Annotated in this window: 14 protein-coding genes; 2 read left to right on the top strand and 12 right to left on the bottom strand. The window is 43.2% G+C overall.

Annotated elements, in window-relative coordinates; all coding sequences use genetic code 11:
* Nucleotides 1-368: 368 nt before the first annotated feature.
* The 7 genes from N7974_RS15445 to N7974_RS15415 all read right to left on the bottom strand — a co-directional run bounded on the left by N7974_RS15445 (nucleotide 369) and on the right by N7974_RS15415 (nucleotide 8369).
* Entirely contained in the window at nucleotides 369-1901 is a 1533-nt protein-coding gene (locus tag N7974_RS15445; RefSeq protein ID WP_262966486.1) for an LTA synthase family protein, read from the bottom strand.
* The gene (locus tag N7974_RS15440; protein WP_262966485.1) at nucleotides 1891-2667 is read right to left on the bottom strand and encodes an SDR family NAD(P)-dependent oxidoreductase; all 777 of its coding nucleotides are present in this window, start codon (nucleotides 2665-2667) and stop codon (nucleotides 1891-1893) included. Before N7974_RS15440 ends, N7974_RS15445 begins: the two co-directional genes overlap by 11 nt.
* Complete coding sequence (locus tag N7974_RS15435; protein WP_262966484.1) at nucleotides 2664-3893, bottom strand: capsule biosynthesis protein; 1230 nt, start codon at nucleotides 3891-3893, stop codon at nucleotides 2664-2666. The genes N7974_RS15440 and N7974_RS15435 overlap by 4 nt, the downstream gene beginning before the upstream one ends.
* Entirely contained in the window at nucleotides 3890-4933 is a 1044-nt protein-coding gene (locus N7974_RS15430) for a capsular polysaccharide export protein, LipB/KpsS family (protein ID WP_262966483.1), read from the bottom strand. Before N7974_RS15430 ends, N7974_RS15435 begins: the two co-directional genes overlap by 4 nt.
* The gene (locus N7974_RS15425; protein ID WP_262966482.1) at nucleotides 4920-6086 is read right to left on the bottom strand and encodes a glycosyltransferase family 4 protein; all 1167 of its coding nucleotides are present in this window, start codon (nucleotides 6084-6086) and stop codon (nucleotides 4920-4922) included. The genes N7974_RS15430 and N7974_RS15425 overlap by 14 nt, the downstream gene beginning before the upstream one ends.
* A gap of 277 nt (nucleotides 6087-6363) precedes the next feature.
* A complete protein-coding gene (locus N7974_RS15420) occupies nucleotides 6364-7575 on the bottom strand; it encodes a polysaccharide biosynthesis/export family protein (protein WP_262966481.1) in 1212 nt (403 codons plus the stop codon).
* Nucleotides 7576-7757: 182 nt separating this feature from the next.
* Nucleotides 7758-8369 (bottom strand): hypothetical protein, encoded by a 612-nt coding sequence (locus N7974_RS15415; protein WP_262966480.1) that lies wholly within the window; start codon nucleotides 8367-8369, stop codon nucleotides 7758-7760.
* Nucleotides 8370-9674: 1305 nt separating this feature from the next.
* Between N7974_RS15415 and N7974_RS15410 the strand changes: the two genes are divergently transcribed.
* A complete protein-coding gene (locus N7974_RS15410) occupies nucleotides 9675-9953 on the top strand; it encodes a type II toxin-antitoxin system TacA family antitoxin (protein ID WP_262966479.1) in 279 nt (92 codons plus the stop codon).
* Nucleotides 9954-10466 (top strand): GNAT family N-acetyltransferase, encoded by a 513-nt coding sequence (locus N7974_RS15405; RefSeq protein ID WP_262966478.1) that lies wholly within the window; start codon nucleotides 9954-9956, stop codon nucleotides 10464-10466.
* A gap of 347 nt (nucleotides 10467-10813) precedes the next feature.
* On the opposite strand, the gene N7974_RS15400 is transcribed toward N7974_RS15405, so the two are convergent.
* From N7974_RS15400 to N7974_RS15380, 5 genes are all read right to left on the bottom strand, one after another.
* Nucleotides 10814-11920: a glycosyltransferase family 4 protein gene (locus N7974_RS15400; protein ID WP_262966477.1), complete on the bottom strand. Its 1107-nt coding sequence runs from the start codon at nucleotides 11918-11920 to the stop codon at nucleotides 10814-10816.
* A gap of 254 nt (nucleotides 11921-12174) precedes the next feature.
* Entirely contained in the window at nucleotides 12175-13143 is a 969-nt protein-coding gene (locus tag N7974_RS15395; RefSeq protein ID WP_262966476.1) for a GDP-mannose 4,6-dehydratase, read from the bottom strand.
* Nucleotides 13144-13153: 10 nt separating this feature from the next.
* Nucleotides 13154-14239, bottom strand: coding sequence for a GDP-mannose 4,6-dehydratase (gmd, locus tag N7974_RS15390; protein ID WP_262966475.1), 1086 nt, complete (start codon nucleotides 14237-14239; stop codon nucleotides 13154-13156).
* A gap of 453 nt (nucleotides 14240-14692) precedes the next feature.
* Nucleotides 14693-16327, bottom strand: a complete 1635-nt coding sequence (locus tag N7974_RS15385) for a Wzt carbohydrate-binding domain-containing protein (RefSeq protein ID WP_262966474.1) — start codon at nucleotides 16325-16327, stop codon at nucleotides 14693-14695.
* A 407-nt stretch (nucleotides 16328-16734) separates the two neighbouring features.
* Entirely contained in the window at nucleotides 16735-17844 is a 1110-nt protein-coding gene (locus tag N7974_RS15380; RefSeq protein WP_262966473.1) for an FkbM family methyltransferase, read from the bottom strand.
* Nucleotides 17845-18000: the final 156 nt, after the last annotated feature.

Below are 18000 nucleotides of genomic sequence, written 5' to 3'. Positions count from 1 at the left end.
CAAACCTAGGTTTGTACTCCGGCCTTTAGGCAACTCGCAATCAATAAGCCCCCAATTTATAATCCCCATATACTTAACTTAATGGCAGTGACAATACCTGACACCTTGATAATTTGGAGTACAAACCCAGGTTTGTACTCCGGCCTTTAGGCAACTAGCAATAATAGTTTCCACACGCTTCGTACACAGCGTTGCAGGAATCATTAAGTCGGTGGTGCTCCCAGAGTCAGGTAATGATTGGGTAGTATTTATTGCGAGTTACCTTATATACTGAAGCCTGATAGGGTTTACAACCTCGTTATCCATGTTTTGCAAGCTATTCAAACCTCCAAACGTTTCAGTCTGGGTTACAAACCACGACCGGCATGTTAGCTACCAAGCAGCCCCATTTTTTGCAATAGCAGAAATGCCAGATTTTCTATTTTAATATCCAGTCGATTCTCCTTACCAGAGCAAGCACCTTTTTCCCAAATAAAATAATCTGTTTGCCCTTGTGGCGTTCCCATTTCTCCATAAACCTTGGGCATAATGGGTACATGATCGCCGTACCAGCATAACCAACTATTCCCTGGCAAAGTTTCCAACCGATTGCGCAACATTCCGGTCATATGGTCTGCATTACTTAAATGCCGTAAATAAATGGTTAAATCATCACATTCATCGGGAGGTGGATTTGAATACAGGCGCTCCACATCACTCTCCAATACTTTTTCCAAATGCAGTGGCCCATGATTTTCCATGGTAATAATAAATACAAATATCGGCTGGGTTGAAGAAGCTTCCAACAAGGTGCAAACCTTTTCAGCCAAGGCAACATCGCCAATATAAGGCCCGGTTTTTTCGATACCGTTAAAGCTTTTAATATCGATAAACTCGTCAAATCCAAGCAACGGAAAGACCTTGTCTCGAGCATAAAAGCTGGCTTGATACGGATGCACACAAACCGTTCGGTAGCCCAGGTTTTTTAAAAAACCGGCCAATGTAGGAATTCCCTGACGGGCTAACTTGCGATAAGGATTAAAGCGATGAACACCAAGCGAATCGGCGATCAAGCCGGACAAAAAGGCAAACTCGGTACGTACGGTATTGGCACCCCAGGCCGGCACTTCTACTTGTCCATGAAAAATTGCATTGGCTGTCAGGATATCAAATTCTTGTAGCACCTCTGTGCGTATTCCAGAAAACAATCGCCGCGCATCGAAAAAGGATTCACTTTGTACAACCACCAGCTTTGGCAATTCTGCTAGCGCTATGGATGCCGGTTCTACAAAGTCATAAGGTGAAGGAGTACAATAACTGCCACGCTCTGCCTCACCATATCGCCACAAACTCGCTAGTAAACCCAATTGCTGTAAATCTGTTTTTGGTTCAAAAGTTACTGTTAATTTCTGCCTTGCACCTAGCCATACCAAAGCGCAGCCTAAAATCACCATAGCAAAAACCATTATGAGAAATTCAGTAATTGGCATCCGTAGAGTCAAAGATGGCTCTAATGTCAATCCGGCAAATAGAGCAACGCCAAATCCTACCGCAATAATTAGAGCACGACCCACGCCTAAAAAAGGCAGATAAAGACGGGGGTGTTTTAAAGCATCAGTAAAATACTCAAAATCCTGAAAAATAAAAGGCTCTCGCAATGAATAAAATTTGGCATTGTTAACCTGCACCACCAGCAACAGAAAAGCCAGTTCGATGATAGTTGCAAACCAAGGCCGCCTGACGACCATAAGCTCAAAGGCAAACAATAATAACCAAAGACCAAGATGAATACTCAAGGTAGCCGTGTGGCGCTTCCAAAATGCTAGAGCTTGAGGCTTTAACAAACATTCAATTAAGAATGATAAACCTGTACCGACAAATAATGGCAGTGCTATCGGCGACCAAAACAAATTACCCAGCATAATTTAACAGCCGCAAAATCCACTCCGAAATTCCAGCAGGCAATACCGATAAAAACCAGGTTCCCAGATTTAACGGAAACGGAAAACTGATACGCGACTGATTACGCGCCAAGCCGCGCTTGATCGTGCGCGCTGCTTTTTCTGCTGGCCACAGAAACGGCTTTGGCCCCGGCATGTCACGACACATCTTCGATTCGACATAACCCGGCATCACCACATTAACCCGAATACCCTCGGAGTGTAGCCAACCACGCAAAGCCTCACCATAAACTTTTAATGCCGCTTTACTGGCACAATAACTGGGAGTTATCGGCAAACCAAAATAAGCCGCCAACGAACTCATCAAAGCAATTTGACCCTCTCCTCGTGCGCGCATCGAAGGAAGTACGGCATCGACTGTTGCCATCGCTGCAAGCACATTGACCTCAATCAAAGCCTGAACATCTTCCCAACTTTCACCTGCACCCTGTAGACCAATATTGTTATTTACACCAGCATTGACGATCACTAGATCAACTTTTTCCTGTTCGCAAATCATACGTAACCATGCCGTGAGTTCTTTCAGGTTTCGCATATCCAATACGCGGATTAACACCCTTGCACCTTTTTCTTCACAGATGACTGCCAGCTCTGCGAGTCGAATGCTATTACGACCTTGGAGAATCAAGACATTATTCGGCTCGGCATAAACTTCAGCCAGGGCACCACCAATACCACCTGTTGCACCGGTAATTAATATGGTTCGCGGTAAAGCAAATTTACTCATAATAACTTCTCCAATGGTGAGTATTCAGGCTCAAGCATACATAGACTGTTCTTTACCGCCAAAGCTATACCATCACAACAATAAAAACCGCCATTGACCTGAGTCGTATGAATAACCGTATTACGAAAACGTCGAAACAACTCACTATCAGGCAAGGGCCGCTCTACCCAAAAGTCATCCAGCCGTCCCTGAAAAGTTAAGCCAGGTAAGTTATAAATCGGATCGCTTAGCGTAATAGTGGGACAATTTAATCCCAATGAAAGTGATCCAACCGTACTGTTTACCGTTACTGTCCCTTGTGCATGATTCAACAATGCTTCTAAATTACCTGTTTCCAGATAATCGATACGGCCACATAAATCAAAGCGCTCCGATAAACTACGAATCAATTTTTGATGATTTACCAAGCCCATATCCAGTGGATGATTCTTAATCACCAGTCTCGCATCCATCGGCGCATACTGTGCAAAGGATTCCATCACAAACTCAATGACTTCTGCCATATCCTCAAAACGGGAATGATCAAGAATTTGGGCATCACTGCCCAATTGTAAGGGTAATAAAAAGAAAGGCGTAGAAGAACTAATCAGGTTATTTATCAGAGCGTTGTCCCGGAGTTTGTGAAAACGCAGCATTGGCAGCCGAAAGGCAAAACCAAAATACTCTATGGGTGCAATCACCGGCGCATGACTACGGTAACGAGGGAAAAACAAGGGATTCCAGAAACCTGCCGAATGATAAGCCACGTCATGTGCTGCACGAATTTTAAAAGACGATTGAAAAGGCTGCCCATCACCATAATCCGGCAACTGCATTCCTACCTCTCGAAACCAGTCAGGATCACGAGGTAACAAAGAATGTCCATTAACACCTTCTCGCTCTAACGTGATCCAATAGGGGCGAAAATAGCCTTCTTCAAATACATGAGTGCGAATACCACAGGCTTCACCGCGATCTACAGCAGAACGATGCACAGGTCGACGATCACCAAACAAAATCTGATCGGTAATACCATATTGACGGTATTTATGGTCAAGAAAATCGCGTAATTCAGAAACAGGCCCCCGATAATTACAAGCAGGTCTTACCCCCCAATATGCCCAATCCCCGGCATTAAAATTAAGCTTGAAGACCCGATGACCATCAGCTTTAAGCTGATCTGCCAATCTTGCAAAAAAAGGTGAACAAACACCTTGCAACAATAAAAAAGAGCGCGACTGACTCATCGCACTCCCACAACACGTCGCAATACCATTCTAAATAATTTCCGCCACCAAGGCACGATACTACCCGTTCTGGTTCGCCAATCAATGAGTTCATTAAGCGCTTGCTCTGGTGTAATCAATGCATGACTATTACGGCTTAGATAAAGTGGATAGGTAATCAGCGCACCGGCTACCAATTCATCAAGCAACAAATTTCGCTCCCTCCGTGGATTGGGAACAACATCTATTGTTAACCCCCAACCAGAATAAAAAGGCTGCCCATAACAGGTTACCGGCTTGGCTCTCAACAAAGCCTCAAATCCGGCCAGAGAGGTTAATACATGTACTTCATCCACGAGCATGAGCAAACTTCCCATATCTACATCCGTCACGATCTCATCACACCAATGCAGAGCATCATCTTCTTTCTCGCCTTTGGCTCTTAATCCGGCTATCACATCGGGATGAGGCTTATAAATGACATAAGCATCCAAGTTGGCCATACGTACCGCTTGTAATAAAGCCATGTTAGAACGAATTTTCGGCGCACCATAAACCAACGAGGCATCGCTTTCGACCTGACCAGGCACTAAAATAACTTTCCTCGCGCCAGAAGGTCGTTGCCAGTCAAACGCACCGATGTTGTACTTGGTAAGTCCTTCAGTAACAATTCGATTTCGCAAGCAAGCTGCACGTTGCAGCAGCTCTGGAAAAAAGGCCGTATTTACAAGCAGATACTCAAGATCAGAAGCTCGGGTGGCATCATAATAAATACCCCGACTATCTACAACCCAAGACAGCGGCCGAATAAGATCGGCACCCAAACCAACAGAGCGTAAAAAACCATCTTCCAGACGTATAATTTTCACATCTATGGCCAGCTCACCCGATATTGGCTTTAAACCCCACACCACCAAAATTCCTTCTGCTGGAACATCAACAGCACTGGCTATAAAGACCACTTTCGAACCAGGGAAACATTGGCGCACTGCCGTCTTTTTCCAGGAAGAAAAATCCAACGCATAAATAACCGAATTAGAGAATGAACTAATCTCCAACAAAACTCAAACGCTCCATTAATGCCTCAACCTGATCAAAATGTTTATCCCAAGTGGGAGCCAAAAAACCGGACATCCGTTGACATTGCTTCAATCGAGCCTGACTGTCTTTCTGTGCATACTCAATAATTAAATCACCCCAACGTTTACCATCCAACGGATTGATATATTCAGGAATATCCCCGGCAATTTCACGAAACACAGGTAAATCGCTTGCGATCACCGGAACCCCTAATGCCAGCGCCTCAACTAGCGGCATACCATAGCCTTCAGTAAATGATGGAAACAATAAAGCTTGTGAATGCTGTAACCAGGAGGCCAGTTCAATATCCGAACAAACCGGACACTCAATAACAAAATCTTTAAAAACTTCGCAACGCTCCAGTAAATCGACGACGTTCTCGCACTCCCAACCGCGCTGACCAATAATCAACAAACGCGGTGCCGCATCACCAAAACGCTCAATTAATTGTCGCCACAATTGAAGTACCAGCCAATGATTTTTACGAGGCTCTATGGTACCCAACATAACAAAATAAGGCGTGTCTAGAGGAGAGTCAGTAACAGCAACAGGCAATCGGGCGGAAGCCAGCAGTGCCACTACCGCTGGCGGCACTGGCAAACTATTGGCATGCGCATAAGCGGTTAATTCATCCAGCGTTGCAGTAGAATTTGCAATTACACCATGCCCAAGACCAAGCATGGTATTGATTCGGATTTTATGCCGCTCAGATTCCCCGGGTCGGCAATATTCAGGATGCGTTAATGGAATTAAATCATGAACAAAAAAAAGTGGTTTAAGCTTGGAACGCGTCAAACGATGGGTATATTGTGGCTTTTCCAGTCCACTATGCCCTGTATTGAATAGATATCGGGGCGTAGAAAATCGTTGACCAACACTATAAGGAAAAGCACGGGTAACAGCTCGCCGGATTAACGAATTATAACATCCCATCGGGGACAGTAACGCGTCAAAAATTCGTTCCGAACTCTTTCGGTTAAGCTCTATCCATTGCCCTGAAAAACGCACCAAAGCAGCTGATCGCTCGCCAAAGTGCCGCACATATTCCAGACTAACCCTGTCTACGCCTGTAGGTAATCGCCCCTGCATCCTGCGATCCAGGAGACGTGTAACATCAATCAAAATCTTATGCATTAGCTATAACCCTATAAATTGAGGGTGGGTACATACGTTCAACCATATTTCGAAGTACTTATTGGTTTTGGTAGTCATTATAACAAGTAAGTAAGTAAGCATTAACTTACTATGCCGGTCGGGGTTTGCAACCCCGACTGAAATGCTTGAAGACTTTAATAGTTTTTAAAACATGAGTAACCAGGTTGTAAACCTCGTCACGCTTAAGTAGATCTGTTCCGGATTGGTTGGTAGCCGCAATTACACTGATTTCAATCTTGAAAAGAAAAAGATCGCATCAGAGAGTGGGTACGAAGGTTTGGAGAATAAACATAGACTGAAATACCATAGTTATAAATTTCTGCAACTGAACAGATGGCGCATTGGAAACATACAGCATATCCTTATCGGCCATAGGAAAATTCTGCGCTACAAAGAAGCTGGCGGGATCGGTCATATCCACTTGATAAATTACCGGCACCTTGCCTTCTGATGTAAGCTTCGGCGGCTTAGCCCAATCCAATGCCTTACTATCCTCGAAGCGGAAGATAAACACGGCGTGTGCATCCGAAGTCGCGTCATTTAAACCACCAACACGTGAGATAGCCTGTGCCAGGGTAATCCCCTTGGTCTCATAGCCAAGTTCCTGGTTTTTGCCCATTGCTCCAGATACTGTGATACTTAATGGCTGAACTATAGCCGTAATCACATCCCCAGGTTGCAGTACGATATTTTGTTGTGGATCGCTGATAACAGTTTCCAGTGCCAGCGCTTGAACCTGATTACCTCGGGTTAGCTGAAGTGTTATCTCTTTAACCGGTTGCCGTACCCCCCCCACAGACGCCAGTACATCCAGTAACTTTTCACCACGTGCAGTCAATGGTATACGAGCGCTTGCTGCCACTTCGCCTATCACCGTGACGTTCGCTGTGTTGTTGTTACTCAAACGCACCAGCACCTGGGGGTTGTTGGCCTTGTCTTTGAGGCTCTTTACAATTTTCATCTCAACTTGCTGCAGCGTGAGCCCCACTACAGAAATTTCACCTGCAAAAGGTATGCTTATTTTGCCTTCGGCATTAACCATCTGCTCGGGAAAAGCTGTTTTTTGTGAAGTGGAGGGAGCGGTACCAAGATTTGTTGATGCAGCTACGCCAAACAGCATTGCGGGCGGTGCTTCCCACACAGACACCTCAAGCGCATCACCTGCACCAAGTACATATCCAGACTTGCCTGCGTTGACAAAGGCCTCTGAAAATAAACTTTTCTTGCGCCTGGCTTTCAGTCTATTGGCAACAGTGCCATCGACAGTTACAAGTTGTATGCCATTAGCTTGCGGATCTTTAGGCACATCCTGTACCTTCGAACCGCTGGGGCCGGAAGAACCGAAAAAGTTGTTAAAACTGGCACAACCTGTTGTTGAAGCTGCCAAGACCAACAAAAACAGCAATGGCTTAAGTTTACCAGTAAACCTGGACAGCCCGGTTTCGACGATAGAAACTCGTTTATTCATTTTTTCCCTTAGCTTCCAGATAATAAAAGTATGCAAAACAACATAAATTATGCATATTAATAGGAAACTTTAACATTTAAATTTATGAACATCAATGTAAGCCAAGAAAAGAATTTATCGATGTCTGTAATTGGCAGAAGCTAATCTCCATCAGTACAGCTGTATAACCGCGTAGCGATTATCTAAGGTGCGCAATTAATCACAAGGTCATCACTGTATCGACCAATTTCCTGGTCTTTTAGCATATAAACAGCAGTATATCGACGCAGTTCAGGTTTACCGATGTGGAGCAAGGGGCGATTATCCAGAAATGGCGAGAAGGTAGCGCGGGCCAGCAACGTCCAATCGGCATCATTCTCGCGTTGGCAATAAATATTGACGCCATCGCTTTTGGATTTATTAAAACTCAAAGCAACCAATCCACCTGTTTGGTCAATGCCAGTCAAATCAGGATGAGAGATAGTAAGATCATGCGTATTCTCAGGCCCTTCAATGCCAAGTTGTGCGCCCTGGCCTTTGGTATAATCAGAACGCGCCTTGATCTGCCGTACTACCGTCCGAATCAGGGATTCGATACTATCACGACTGGCATTTTTATCAGCCGTGGCTTGTTTGGCAAGGGCTGCCGCATCGTTGGTATGAGCCATTTTGACACGGAAGTCTGCGCTGGCAGCTTTCAGAGCGGCCAGGTCAGATGCTGTCGTGCCATGGTCAGGCGTTATATTGTCGATAAAATGTTCCATCCAGACCAAAAAATCATGATCTGCAGCAGGGATAAAAGTAGACTTAGTCATGTTGAACTCCTTGATATCTGAATTTAAATGGTGAATCGTTAAGTATTTCTCGCCATTATTGGAGATTGCAGCGTGCTATTGTATTTACTACCATCACACTTTTATGGTCGAGACATGAGTATCAGCCTTCCGCTAGCGCGTATTAGTCGTCCGGTAAAACAAAATTCTCTGAGAGCCTTGGTGCTTATGGTCTACAGCCATTTCCCCCCAGCCTTCCACTAGCGCGTAGTGAAGACTTACACCCCTTCTTATAATGTCGGGTAGTAACATGGCTCCACTGACGACTCTCCAATAAAACCCTATCATCCCTTGTCCGCTGTTTTTCAGCGGTATCTCCAAATAATAACTTATAACTCCATTTCTGCATACCCTTACCACTAAAATTTTTCCCTCGTTTCCAAGCACCAGCTTCACTGCCATTAAGTTAAGAAATAAGGAATCAAAAGTGACTGTTGGAGTACAAACCTAGGTTTGTACTCCATGTAAAAGGTATTTCAACGCTTAACTTAATGGCAGTGAAGCTCCAGCTTGGGAACTATAGACTTTCAGATAAATAATTTCGATGCTAACTGATACTATCCCTTCAAGGGATGTTATCCGTACGGGCTCAAAATTTAATGTAATGGAAATTTAATTTCTGAAAGACTATAGCGAAGCTGGAGCTTGGATATAATTTTACTCTGAAACCACTACTGTTTATCCTCTGCCCCGATTATCCACCTGAACTGGATTGCAAAGTGGTCGTTATGATGCTGTATAAGTAAGCGCACAAAATATTATATTTTTTAAACGGGTACGGACCTAATACTACTATCGTTAATTTCTAATAATCAATATATTGATTTTAAGCATACAGCCAAAACTACCCGTAACTGGTTTATGTGCCATTGCCAGTTCTTTGCTCAGAAAAACAAGTATTCCATTATACAAAAAACCAAAAATTAATCGAGTCTGACCCTAATACTGCTACCGTTAATTTTTAATACTTAGTAATCAATGTATTAAACCGATATCTTAATTTTAATCCAGATAAAACTGTTGGTTGCTATCATAATAAAATCGTAAAATCTGCCTTAAATAAACCTATCTTATTGATTTTAAGTATCACGATTACTTTATTTTTCTGTATTCTTCAGCCAAAACAACACGTAACTGATTGATAATATATAACTTATTGATTTAACGGTAGCAGTATTAGAGACTGACCCCATTGATTCTTGATTCGCCATTGATTCGTATAATGAGTTGACGCTATACGACTATTAGCCGTACAATTAATTACCAAATCAAACAGGAGCAAAGATCATGGGAACAACACTTAAGCATGCGCGTATTGAACTAAAGACAACAGAGGATATGAAAGACCTTATCTTTCGAGCTGCGGCGCTGATGGGTATCGACGCAACAGCTTTCGTTCTAGCACCTGCCGCTGAGCGTGCGCAACAGGTTATCGCGAACTATTCCGCAATTCAGTTAGGTGTTGAGGGTCAGCGCCGTTTTGCTGCACTAATGAAGCAGCCTCCAGAGCCAACCCAGGCCATGAAGGCTCTAGGTGAACTGCCAGATTTCAAGGAAATCAGGTAAATGACGGTAAAGATTGAGAAGTTCGATCCGACTAAAAAATACAAAGACCTGAAGAAATTTGACTGTGGCCATCAAACTATCAATAAGTTCGTTAACAATAGCCTAAAACCACAAGTCAAAACTGGTACTTCAGTTGCTTGGGCTCTGCTTGATACGGCCAATAATGACAGATTCGTAGGTTTTTATACCTTGATGATGTCTTATGTTAATCAAAGTCTCCTGAGCAATCTCTCGAACCAGTCTTTTCCTTCAATGGTTCCTTGCGTGCGCTTAGTTATGCTCGGAGTTGATGTTGCGTACAAACGAAATAACTACGGCAGTCGACTGATGAAGCATACTCTTGGCGAAACGAAGAAAGCCGCCAATATTGCTGGGTGTCGCGGAATATACCTCGATGCGGACGCTGGAGCGATTTCCTTTTATACTAAGTTGGGCTTCTCTGCACTGGAAACACCTGATAATCCACTGAGTCCAACTCCAATGTTTCTGTTCACGGAATCTTTCTTTTTTTAAGTTAATGGTTAGTACTCAGTCAACCTGATAATGTCGGATGCCATGTCAGTAATTTCGTTATTACAGGGCTACTTTTATCCCACATATAATGGCTTTACATTGCCATTAATAAACACCATTGAAAAAGAAATACATATAGATTCTCAGATAAATAATTTCGATGCTAACGGATAACATCCCTTGAAGGGATGGTATCCGTAGAGTTTGCAGCGATGTAAATTGGAAATTTAATTTCTGAAAGTCTACAGGACCTAGCGGACTTGAAATAAAAATAAAAGGGTTATACTAAATTAACATCCATTATGAATAGCCGGGCTTTCAATCGAGTCTGACTCCATTGATTTCTTTTAACCATCAAAACCATCAACATACACCGCAGCAGTTTGCTTAACGCATTCAGCCCAATCATATCGTGCTGCAACCTTTAATCCGCATGCAATCGCTTTTTCTCGCCACTCAGAATCAATCAATCCCTCTTCTAACCCGATTGTCAGAGCATCCATATCATCCGGGTTTATCAGCATGGCCGCACCTGCAGCAACTTCGGGCAAGCAGGAACGATTCGATGTCAGCACAGGTACGCCCGAGGCCATGGCCTCGATAACAGGTAATCCAAAACCTTCGTAAATTGACGGGTAGACAAAAAGCCGCGCACCGGCATAAAGTGCGGGTAAATCAGCCTCTGGCACATAGCCCAAATAGTGCAGCCACCCGGCATTTTGTCCTCTCTCAATCTGCTCGTGCAAAGATTCGCTACGCCACCCCTTACCGCCCACCAACACCAAAGGATAGATCGCTCGCAAGCTGGCAGGCAGCTGGTTATAAGCATCAAGCAACGCATCAATACGCTTGCGTGGCTCAATTGTCGAAACACATAAAATATAACCGCCATACCTTAAACCATAACGACTTAAAAAGGGCATCAATATCTCTGAAGTTTGTGGAGCAAACAATGCTGACACGCCATTGTGGATTGCAGTAATTTTTTCGGCAGGCCAATCCAAGTAATCAATTATTTCTTGCCTTGTAGTTTCAGAAACCGTAATTAAATGCACAGCACTATCCAAGGTACGTTGAAACAATTTATCAAACTCCCTTAAACGCGCCACTGGATGAGTTTCCGGAAACTTAAACACCGATAAATCATGTACCGTAACAATCCCGTTTTCAGCATAAGGGGGAAGGAAAAAATTGGGCCCATGAAATACATTGCCACGGCAGGTTTGCTGCCAATACCAATCCTTCGCCCAGCGTGGCAAATTGTAATAACGCTTACGACTCGGAGAAGCACCACCAAGTAAAGATGTCGGATCATCGATCCATTCGCCGTTCCGGAAATAACGGACCTGCTCAATACCTTGCACATGGCCAATACGACTTGCCAGCTCCCATGTATAGCGACCAATACCAGACAACGGTGGTGATAACGCATCCACTGCTAAAATTAATTTCAACCAATATGCTCCTGATTTACCCGCTGAGTAACAAGCAATACGGTATTTAATTTATTCATTTTAAGAATGTGGATAAAATAACCTGAGCATTATACTCAAGTTAATTTGTACAGCTTCCTAATTGAAATTAAGCTAATTATTCACCTCCCCCTTTGAAAAAGGGGGAGAGCAAAGCGAGGGGGCAGAGGGGGATTTATCTAATAAAATCTCCCCTAACCCCTCTTTTTCAAAGAGGGGGACTCAATAATTACATATTAAGGTGCTAAACTCTGTGATTCTGCCAAAATCTGAATGATATCCCCCATCCGTTTCGTTGCCTTCCACCCTAACTTATCTGAGGCTTTTTGCGGATTACCTTGACTCCAGGGGATTTCATTCGGCCTCATAAATTCCTTATTTTGTACAACATGGTCAGTCCATTTAAGGCCAAAATAAGCAAAAGACTGATCGACAAAATCTTCTAACGAATGCGCTTCACCAGTTGCAATCACAAAGTCTTCCGCCACGTCAGCCTGAAGAATCCGCCACATGGCGTCAACATATTCGGGTGCCCAACCCCAATCGCGAACAATACTCAGATCACCCAAATTAAGCTTTTCTTTTGAACCGACAGATATTCGATAAGCTGACCGGATGACTTTTTGGGTAACAAATCGTGCCGGACGAAGTGCTGATTCATGATTAAACAAAATTCCATTGGCTGCAAACATCTTATTTGCTTCGCGGTAATTTTTTACCAACCAATGTGCCGCAGACTTTGCAACAGCATAAGGGCTTACAGGATTAAACGCAGTCAACTCGTCAGCAGGAATACCTTTAGTATCGCCAAAACATTCACTGGAACTGGCATGATAAAATTTTGCCGGTAATTCCAAAAATCTAAGCGATTCAAGAATATTCAACGTACCAATTGTGATACTTTCAATGGTTTCTGATGGTTGCTCAAAAGACAATCCCACCGAAGTTTGCCCGGCAAGATGATAAATCTCATCCGGTCGCACTTTTGAAATTGCCGTAAGCGTACTTTTGAAATCATTAGGTGCCATTGACAACAAATTGACTTGTCCGGCAATGCCGAGCCGTGCCAGTGAATCAAAATGTGACATCCCGGCATCTCTGGAGGTGCCGAAAACATTGTAACCCTTACCCAGTAGTAGTTGCGCAAGATAGGCACCGTCCTGGCCGCCAATTCCGGTAATAAGTGCTGTTTTGTTTGTCGACATGCTAATCACCTTATTCATGATAGTTGTAGGTGGCATAGCCATGCTTTTTGATAAGTTCATCGCGCTCAGCGCTTTTTAGATCTTCGCGCACCATTTCAGAAACGAGTTCCTCAAAACTGGTTTGTGGTGTCCAGCCAAGTTTTTCTTTAGCCTTGCTTGGGTCACCAAGCAGCGTTTCAACTTCTGTCGGCCTAAAGTAACGTGGATCAACCTCAACGATTACCTTACCGTTCTGGTCTGTACCTGTTTCCTCAGCACCTTGACCTTGCCAAGTGATCTGAATGTCAAGTTCTTTGGCTGCTACGTTAACAAAATCCCGAACACTATATTGAACGCCTGTGGCAATAACAAAGTCTTCCGGTACTTCTTGTTGAAGCATAAGCCACTGCATTTCGACGTAATCTTTGGCATGTCCCCAGTCACGTAAAGAGTCCAGATTGCCCAGATAGAGACAGTCTTGCAGATTAAGCTTGATTCTTGCCAAAGCACGGGTAATCTTGCGAGTAACAAAAGTTTCGCCCCGTAACGGAGATTCATGGTTAAACAAAATACCATTACAAGCGTACATACCATAAGCTTCGCGGTAGTTAACCGTAATCCAGTAGGCATAAAGCTTAGCCACTGCATAGGGGCTGCGCGGGTAGAAAGGCGTGGTTTCTTTTTGCGGAGTTTCCTGAACAAGTCCGTAAAGCTCTGAAGTACTAGCTTGATAAAAACGGGTTTTCTTTTCCAGACCAAGGATTCTTATGGCTTCCAGAATACGCAACGTACCCAAGCCATCTGCATCGGCAGTGTATTCCGGTGACTCAAAACTAACAGCAACATGACTCATGGCGGCGAGATTATAAATCTCATCAGGCTGTACCCGCTGAATGATACTGACCAGATTGGTAGAGTCAGTCAAGTCACCGTAATGCAGAATAAAATTTTTATTATTTACATGTGGGTCTTGATAGAGATGATCAATACGATCTGTATTAAAAAGCGAGGCACGTCGCTTTATACCATGAACCACATAGCCCTTCTTGAGCAATAATTCGGCAAGATAAGCGCCGTCCTGTCCAGTTATACCGGTAATAAGTGCAATTTTAGTCATTTATAAGTTGTTATGTTGGTTTTAAAAAGTAGCTATTAAATTTGGTAAGAGATTTTAAATTTGTTGGATCGAAAACATTCAGTACAAAACGCTTACCAACCAGCAAACCAAGTTTATTTATTTATTTATAAAAAACTCAATTTCTGTCTTTTTGGCGCTTCGTAAGGGTATTTACTATATCCTATTATTTGGACGGGAGTAGATACATTTCATCGAATTTAAATGTATCGGTGGAATTTAGATAAACCTGAAAGGGTAGTTTTTTCGTTTGAGAGCTGATATTTGCAGTATTTTCTTTTGTCGTGTAATCACGACTAATTGTATATTAAGAGCCAATTTGATTAGCATCCATGCAGTCGCCGGCAATTGCTCCTGCATTGCTCTACCTCCTGCATCCATGCAGTCGTCACCCCAGCCATCTCCAACCGGAGTAGGAGCTTACATTTTCGTTACTCATACATATAAATTACCATCAGATAAAGATGGTATCACTTCAACTGTCAGCCGTGCCGCCTCAAAGCCTTTATCTTCAAACCATCCGACAAGCTCCTGTACTAGCGTCAAAACCAAACTATAAGTTCCGACCTCGTCTGGTGCCACTACCTGCATTTTGGTATCCAATGCCTTTCCGGGAGCAACCCCGCCAGTTGCCAAAGGGGTACGTAGACCATCGTAAATCACTGTTTCACCAGAAGCATTTAGCCAGTGATAAGATAAATTAACCGGACGTATACTGTCTCCCACCCAATTCTGCTCACTGCGATTAACAATGGTGACGTCAATACCTACCAGCTCACCGGGTGTCATGCTCTGTACAGACGTCACACACTCCAAGCAGCCAACGGGGTGAATAACCACTTTTTCTGCCTGCGCAAGCCGGCTAGGGTAAAGACTGATCTCCGCAGGTAAATAAGAAGTACCCGCAAAGGTCTTGCTGACCTGGTGATATACCTGAAATTCACACATCACATCACGCCAGGCCAACTCCCGTTGACCGCCTTCCGGCAAACGTTCGGCAAAGGCAAAGCCGGCCGTGTATTTTCCGGCGGGGAGATCGGCAACCAAATGATGGCTGACACGATAGCTACCACTGGGTATCGATAGATGCGATTGCCCCAACAAAGTACTATTGATGCCAAAGACCCATTGCCGTTGACTGTCGAAGATATGAATACCCATTTCCAGATCCTCTACTTCTCTTGCCAGAAAAAAATCCACATCAAAGCTCATCAACTGACCGTGACATATATCGTAGCCTTCTCGCAGCTCGGCCGTTAAAATCACAAGATCGGGGGTAACAAGCACCCGATCACGAATCAGTTCGTATTTTTTCCACTTTGATTCGGTTAACGGCAATGTTTGGATTGACTTGTTTTTTTCTAAAGATTGCTTCCATGCCACGACTTCTGCATACAAGCGTAAATCCAGCTGATTCAACTCTACAATACGTTCCCGCAAAGCAGGTGATAGCTGCTCCACTTGTGGGCGTTGATTGGTGACATTAACTCGGGCGATTTCTTGTGGTGGCGGCAAGCCAATTAAGGCAGCTACATGGGCAAAAAACTGTGGCATATCCTCATACAAACCAACGACATCGTATTGTTTAATTGCCGCCAAAGCATTGGCAACTTTCTCGTCGTCTAATTCCAAGCCAGTACCGTTGATGCGGCAAAAATGTTCTACATTTGCATTAGAGATGTGAACGATCAATCCATCAGAAAAGTCCTGCCCATCGCTATCCAAAAAAGATCTCACCATCATTCTAAGTTCAGGAATTTGCAAGTTGTCGTAATTGTTAATCACAAAATATAGCCATGAAATAACACGATCTATTGGGTCTCGCAAACACGTCATGTACTGATAAAGCGAATCAAGCCTTTCCCCATCATTAAAATGGACATGTCCGCAAATGACCGAATACAGCCCTCCGTACTGTCGGATCATATCGAGATGATTGCCGCTCAGGTTAGTCGTAACACAACCTGATCCCAATTTATCCATCAGCCAAGCATTAGTCGCCTGGCCCGCAGTTTTTGGAATATGATCAAAAATAATACGACCAGGAAAGGGCTTATCTATAGTTCTCATTGTACCGTTGTTAAATCTTAACGAGCTGCCTGAAACCCAAGCAGTATCAATCGTTAAGTATAGTTTTAAAAGATTAAATTTCCAATATTATCTATTAAAATAGCTTTTAAATTAGTGCTCTTGGGTAATCCGTGGAAATTATTTATCTGGATAATGTACAGCTATTCGGGAAATTCCCAGCTTGCTGATATTCTGATCGAAATCCGCTGCCCCCATACCCTGCCTCGAAATCAGATACCGATGTGGTAAAGCACTATAAATGAGGTTTATAGATGCTCAAAAGCAGTTGACGCTTTTTTAGCATAAAAAATGATGGCTCATGAGACATTTGTCGACAAAATCGGTGGGCAAAAAAGCGTTGCCCATCCGGACTTTTTCAGATTCATTTATCTAATTTGGAATATTCTCTACTTGTTCGAATATTTTTCAAGCTTTCGTTTAATGGTATCTAGGCGAGGGCTATAAACTCTCCCTACCTCGTCAGCTAAACGATCGATGATCGTTAAAGTGTGCCAGCAAACATGCGGATGCCCACTATCTACTCCGGCTTCAATATAATCAAGACGCTCAACGATACTTGGCACTCTGACCTGAGGGCGCGAACGATGCTGAGTTACTCCTCTCGGATATGCGAAAAAATCAACGACAACACCATCCTGAAATGAATCAGAATTGATTGGTCGACATGTCCCATCCTGATTAAAAACGAAGAGATCATAGTTATACGACTCTATTACTTTAAGTAATTGTTGACACCCACCCAAGTCACGAGAGGTCCAACTATTCCCTTCAACTATTAACATTGGACGTGCCATATTAAGAGTCTGAGTCAATCCTGTCAGCACAGGAATTTCATGACCCTCCACGTCAATTTTAATAAGATCTGGGATGTTATCCAATAATCCTAGCAAGCCATCCAATGGTATACCTGGGGTATCTCCTTTACCAGCGTTCAATACCTGTGCATAAGCCCCGTGCCCCTGAAGAGCCACAAGCGAAAAATCATCTGATGCAGCCATATGGAATGGCATCACATTACTTATCGAGTTCGCGCTGATTGCTTTTGTGAGAAGAATGTAATTGTCTGCCATTGCCTCAATTGCCACTGTTTGTATTCCCATTAGCGCAGCTGAAAGCGTGAACCATCCGATATTTGCCCCAACATCCAGAAAAGAATTTATTCCATGAGAATTATCAAGAAGGAATATTAATTCATTTGGTATGTTAAAGATTTTCTTGAATGAATCTCCAAACAAATCCTCTCGATTAGTATCAAGTGCAATTTTTATATTTTTTTGCAACTGTGGACAATATGAATCAAACAATTGTATAGCCATTCCAGATGCAGCAGGAAGGCTAGCGTTGATGTTGCTATATTCCTCACTGAGCATGAATGCTTGTATCAATTCATTTCTGGTTACATAGCTGTTTAAGTAGTGATTAACTGCATTTTCATTTTCCGGTTCTCGATCCAAATAAAGGCGATATGCCCAAGTTACATCTTCTTTAGTTATCATTTTTCTTCCAATTATTTATAAAATACAACCATAAAACAGCCTGAATTATGGGGTCTCGGAAACACGTTATATACTAATAATGACTCAATACTGTCCCCCTGACTTACAGTAGTTATCAGTATGGAAAGATAAATAAAATAAAGCAAATAGCGCTTA

Source organism: Methylobacter psychrophilus, from assembly GCF_025583945.1.
Classification (GTDB): Bacteria; Pseudomonadota; Gammaproteobacteria; order Methylococcales; family Methylomonadaceae; genus Methylobacter_C; species Methylobacter_C psychrophilus.
This window is presented reverse-complemented; position numbering and strand designations above follow the sequence as displayed.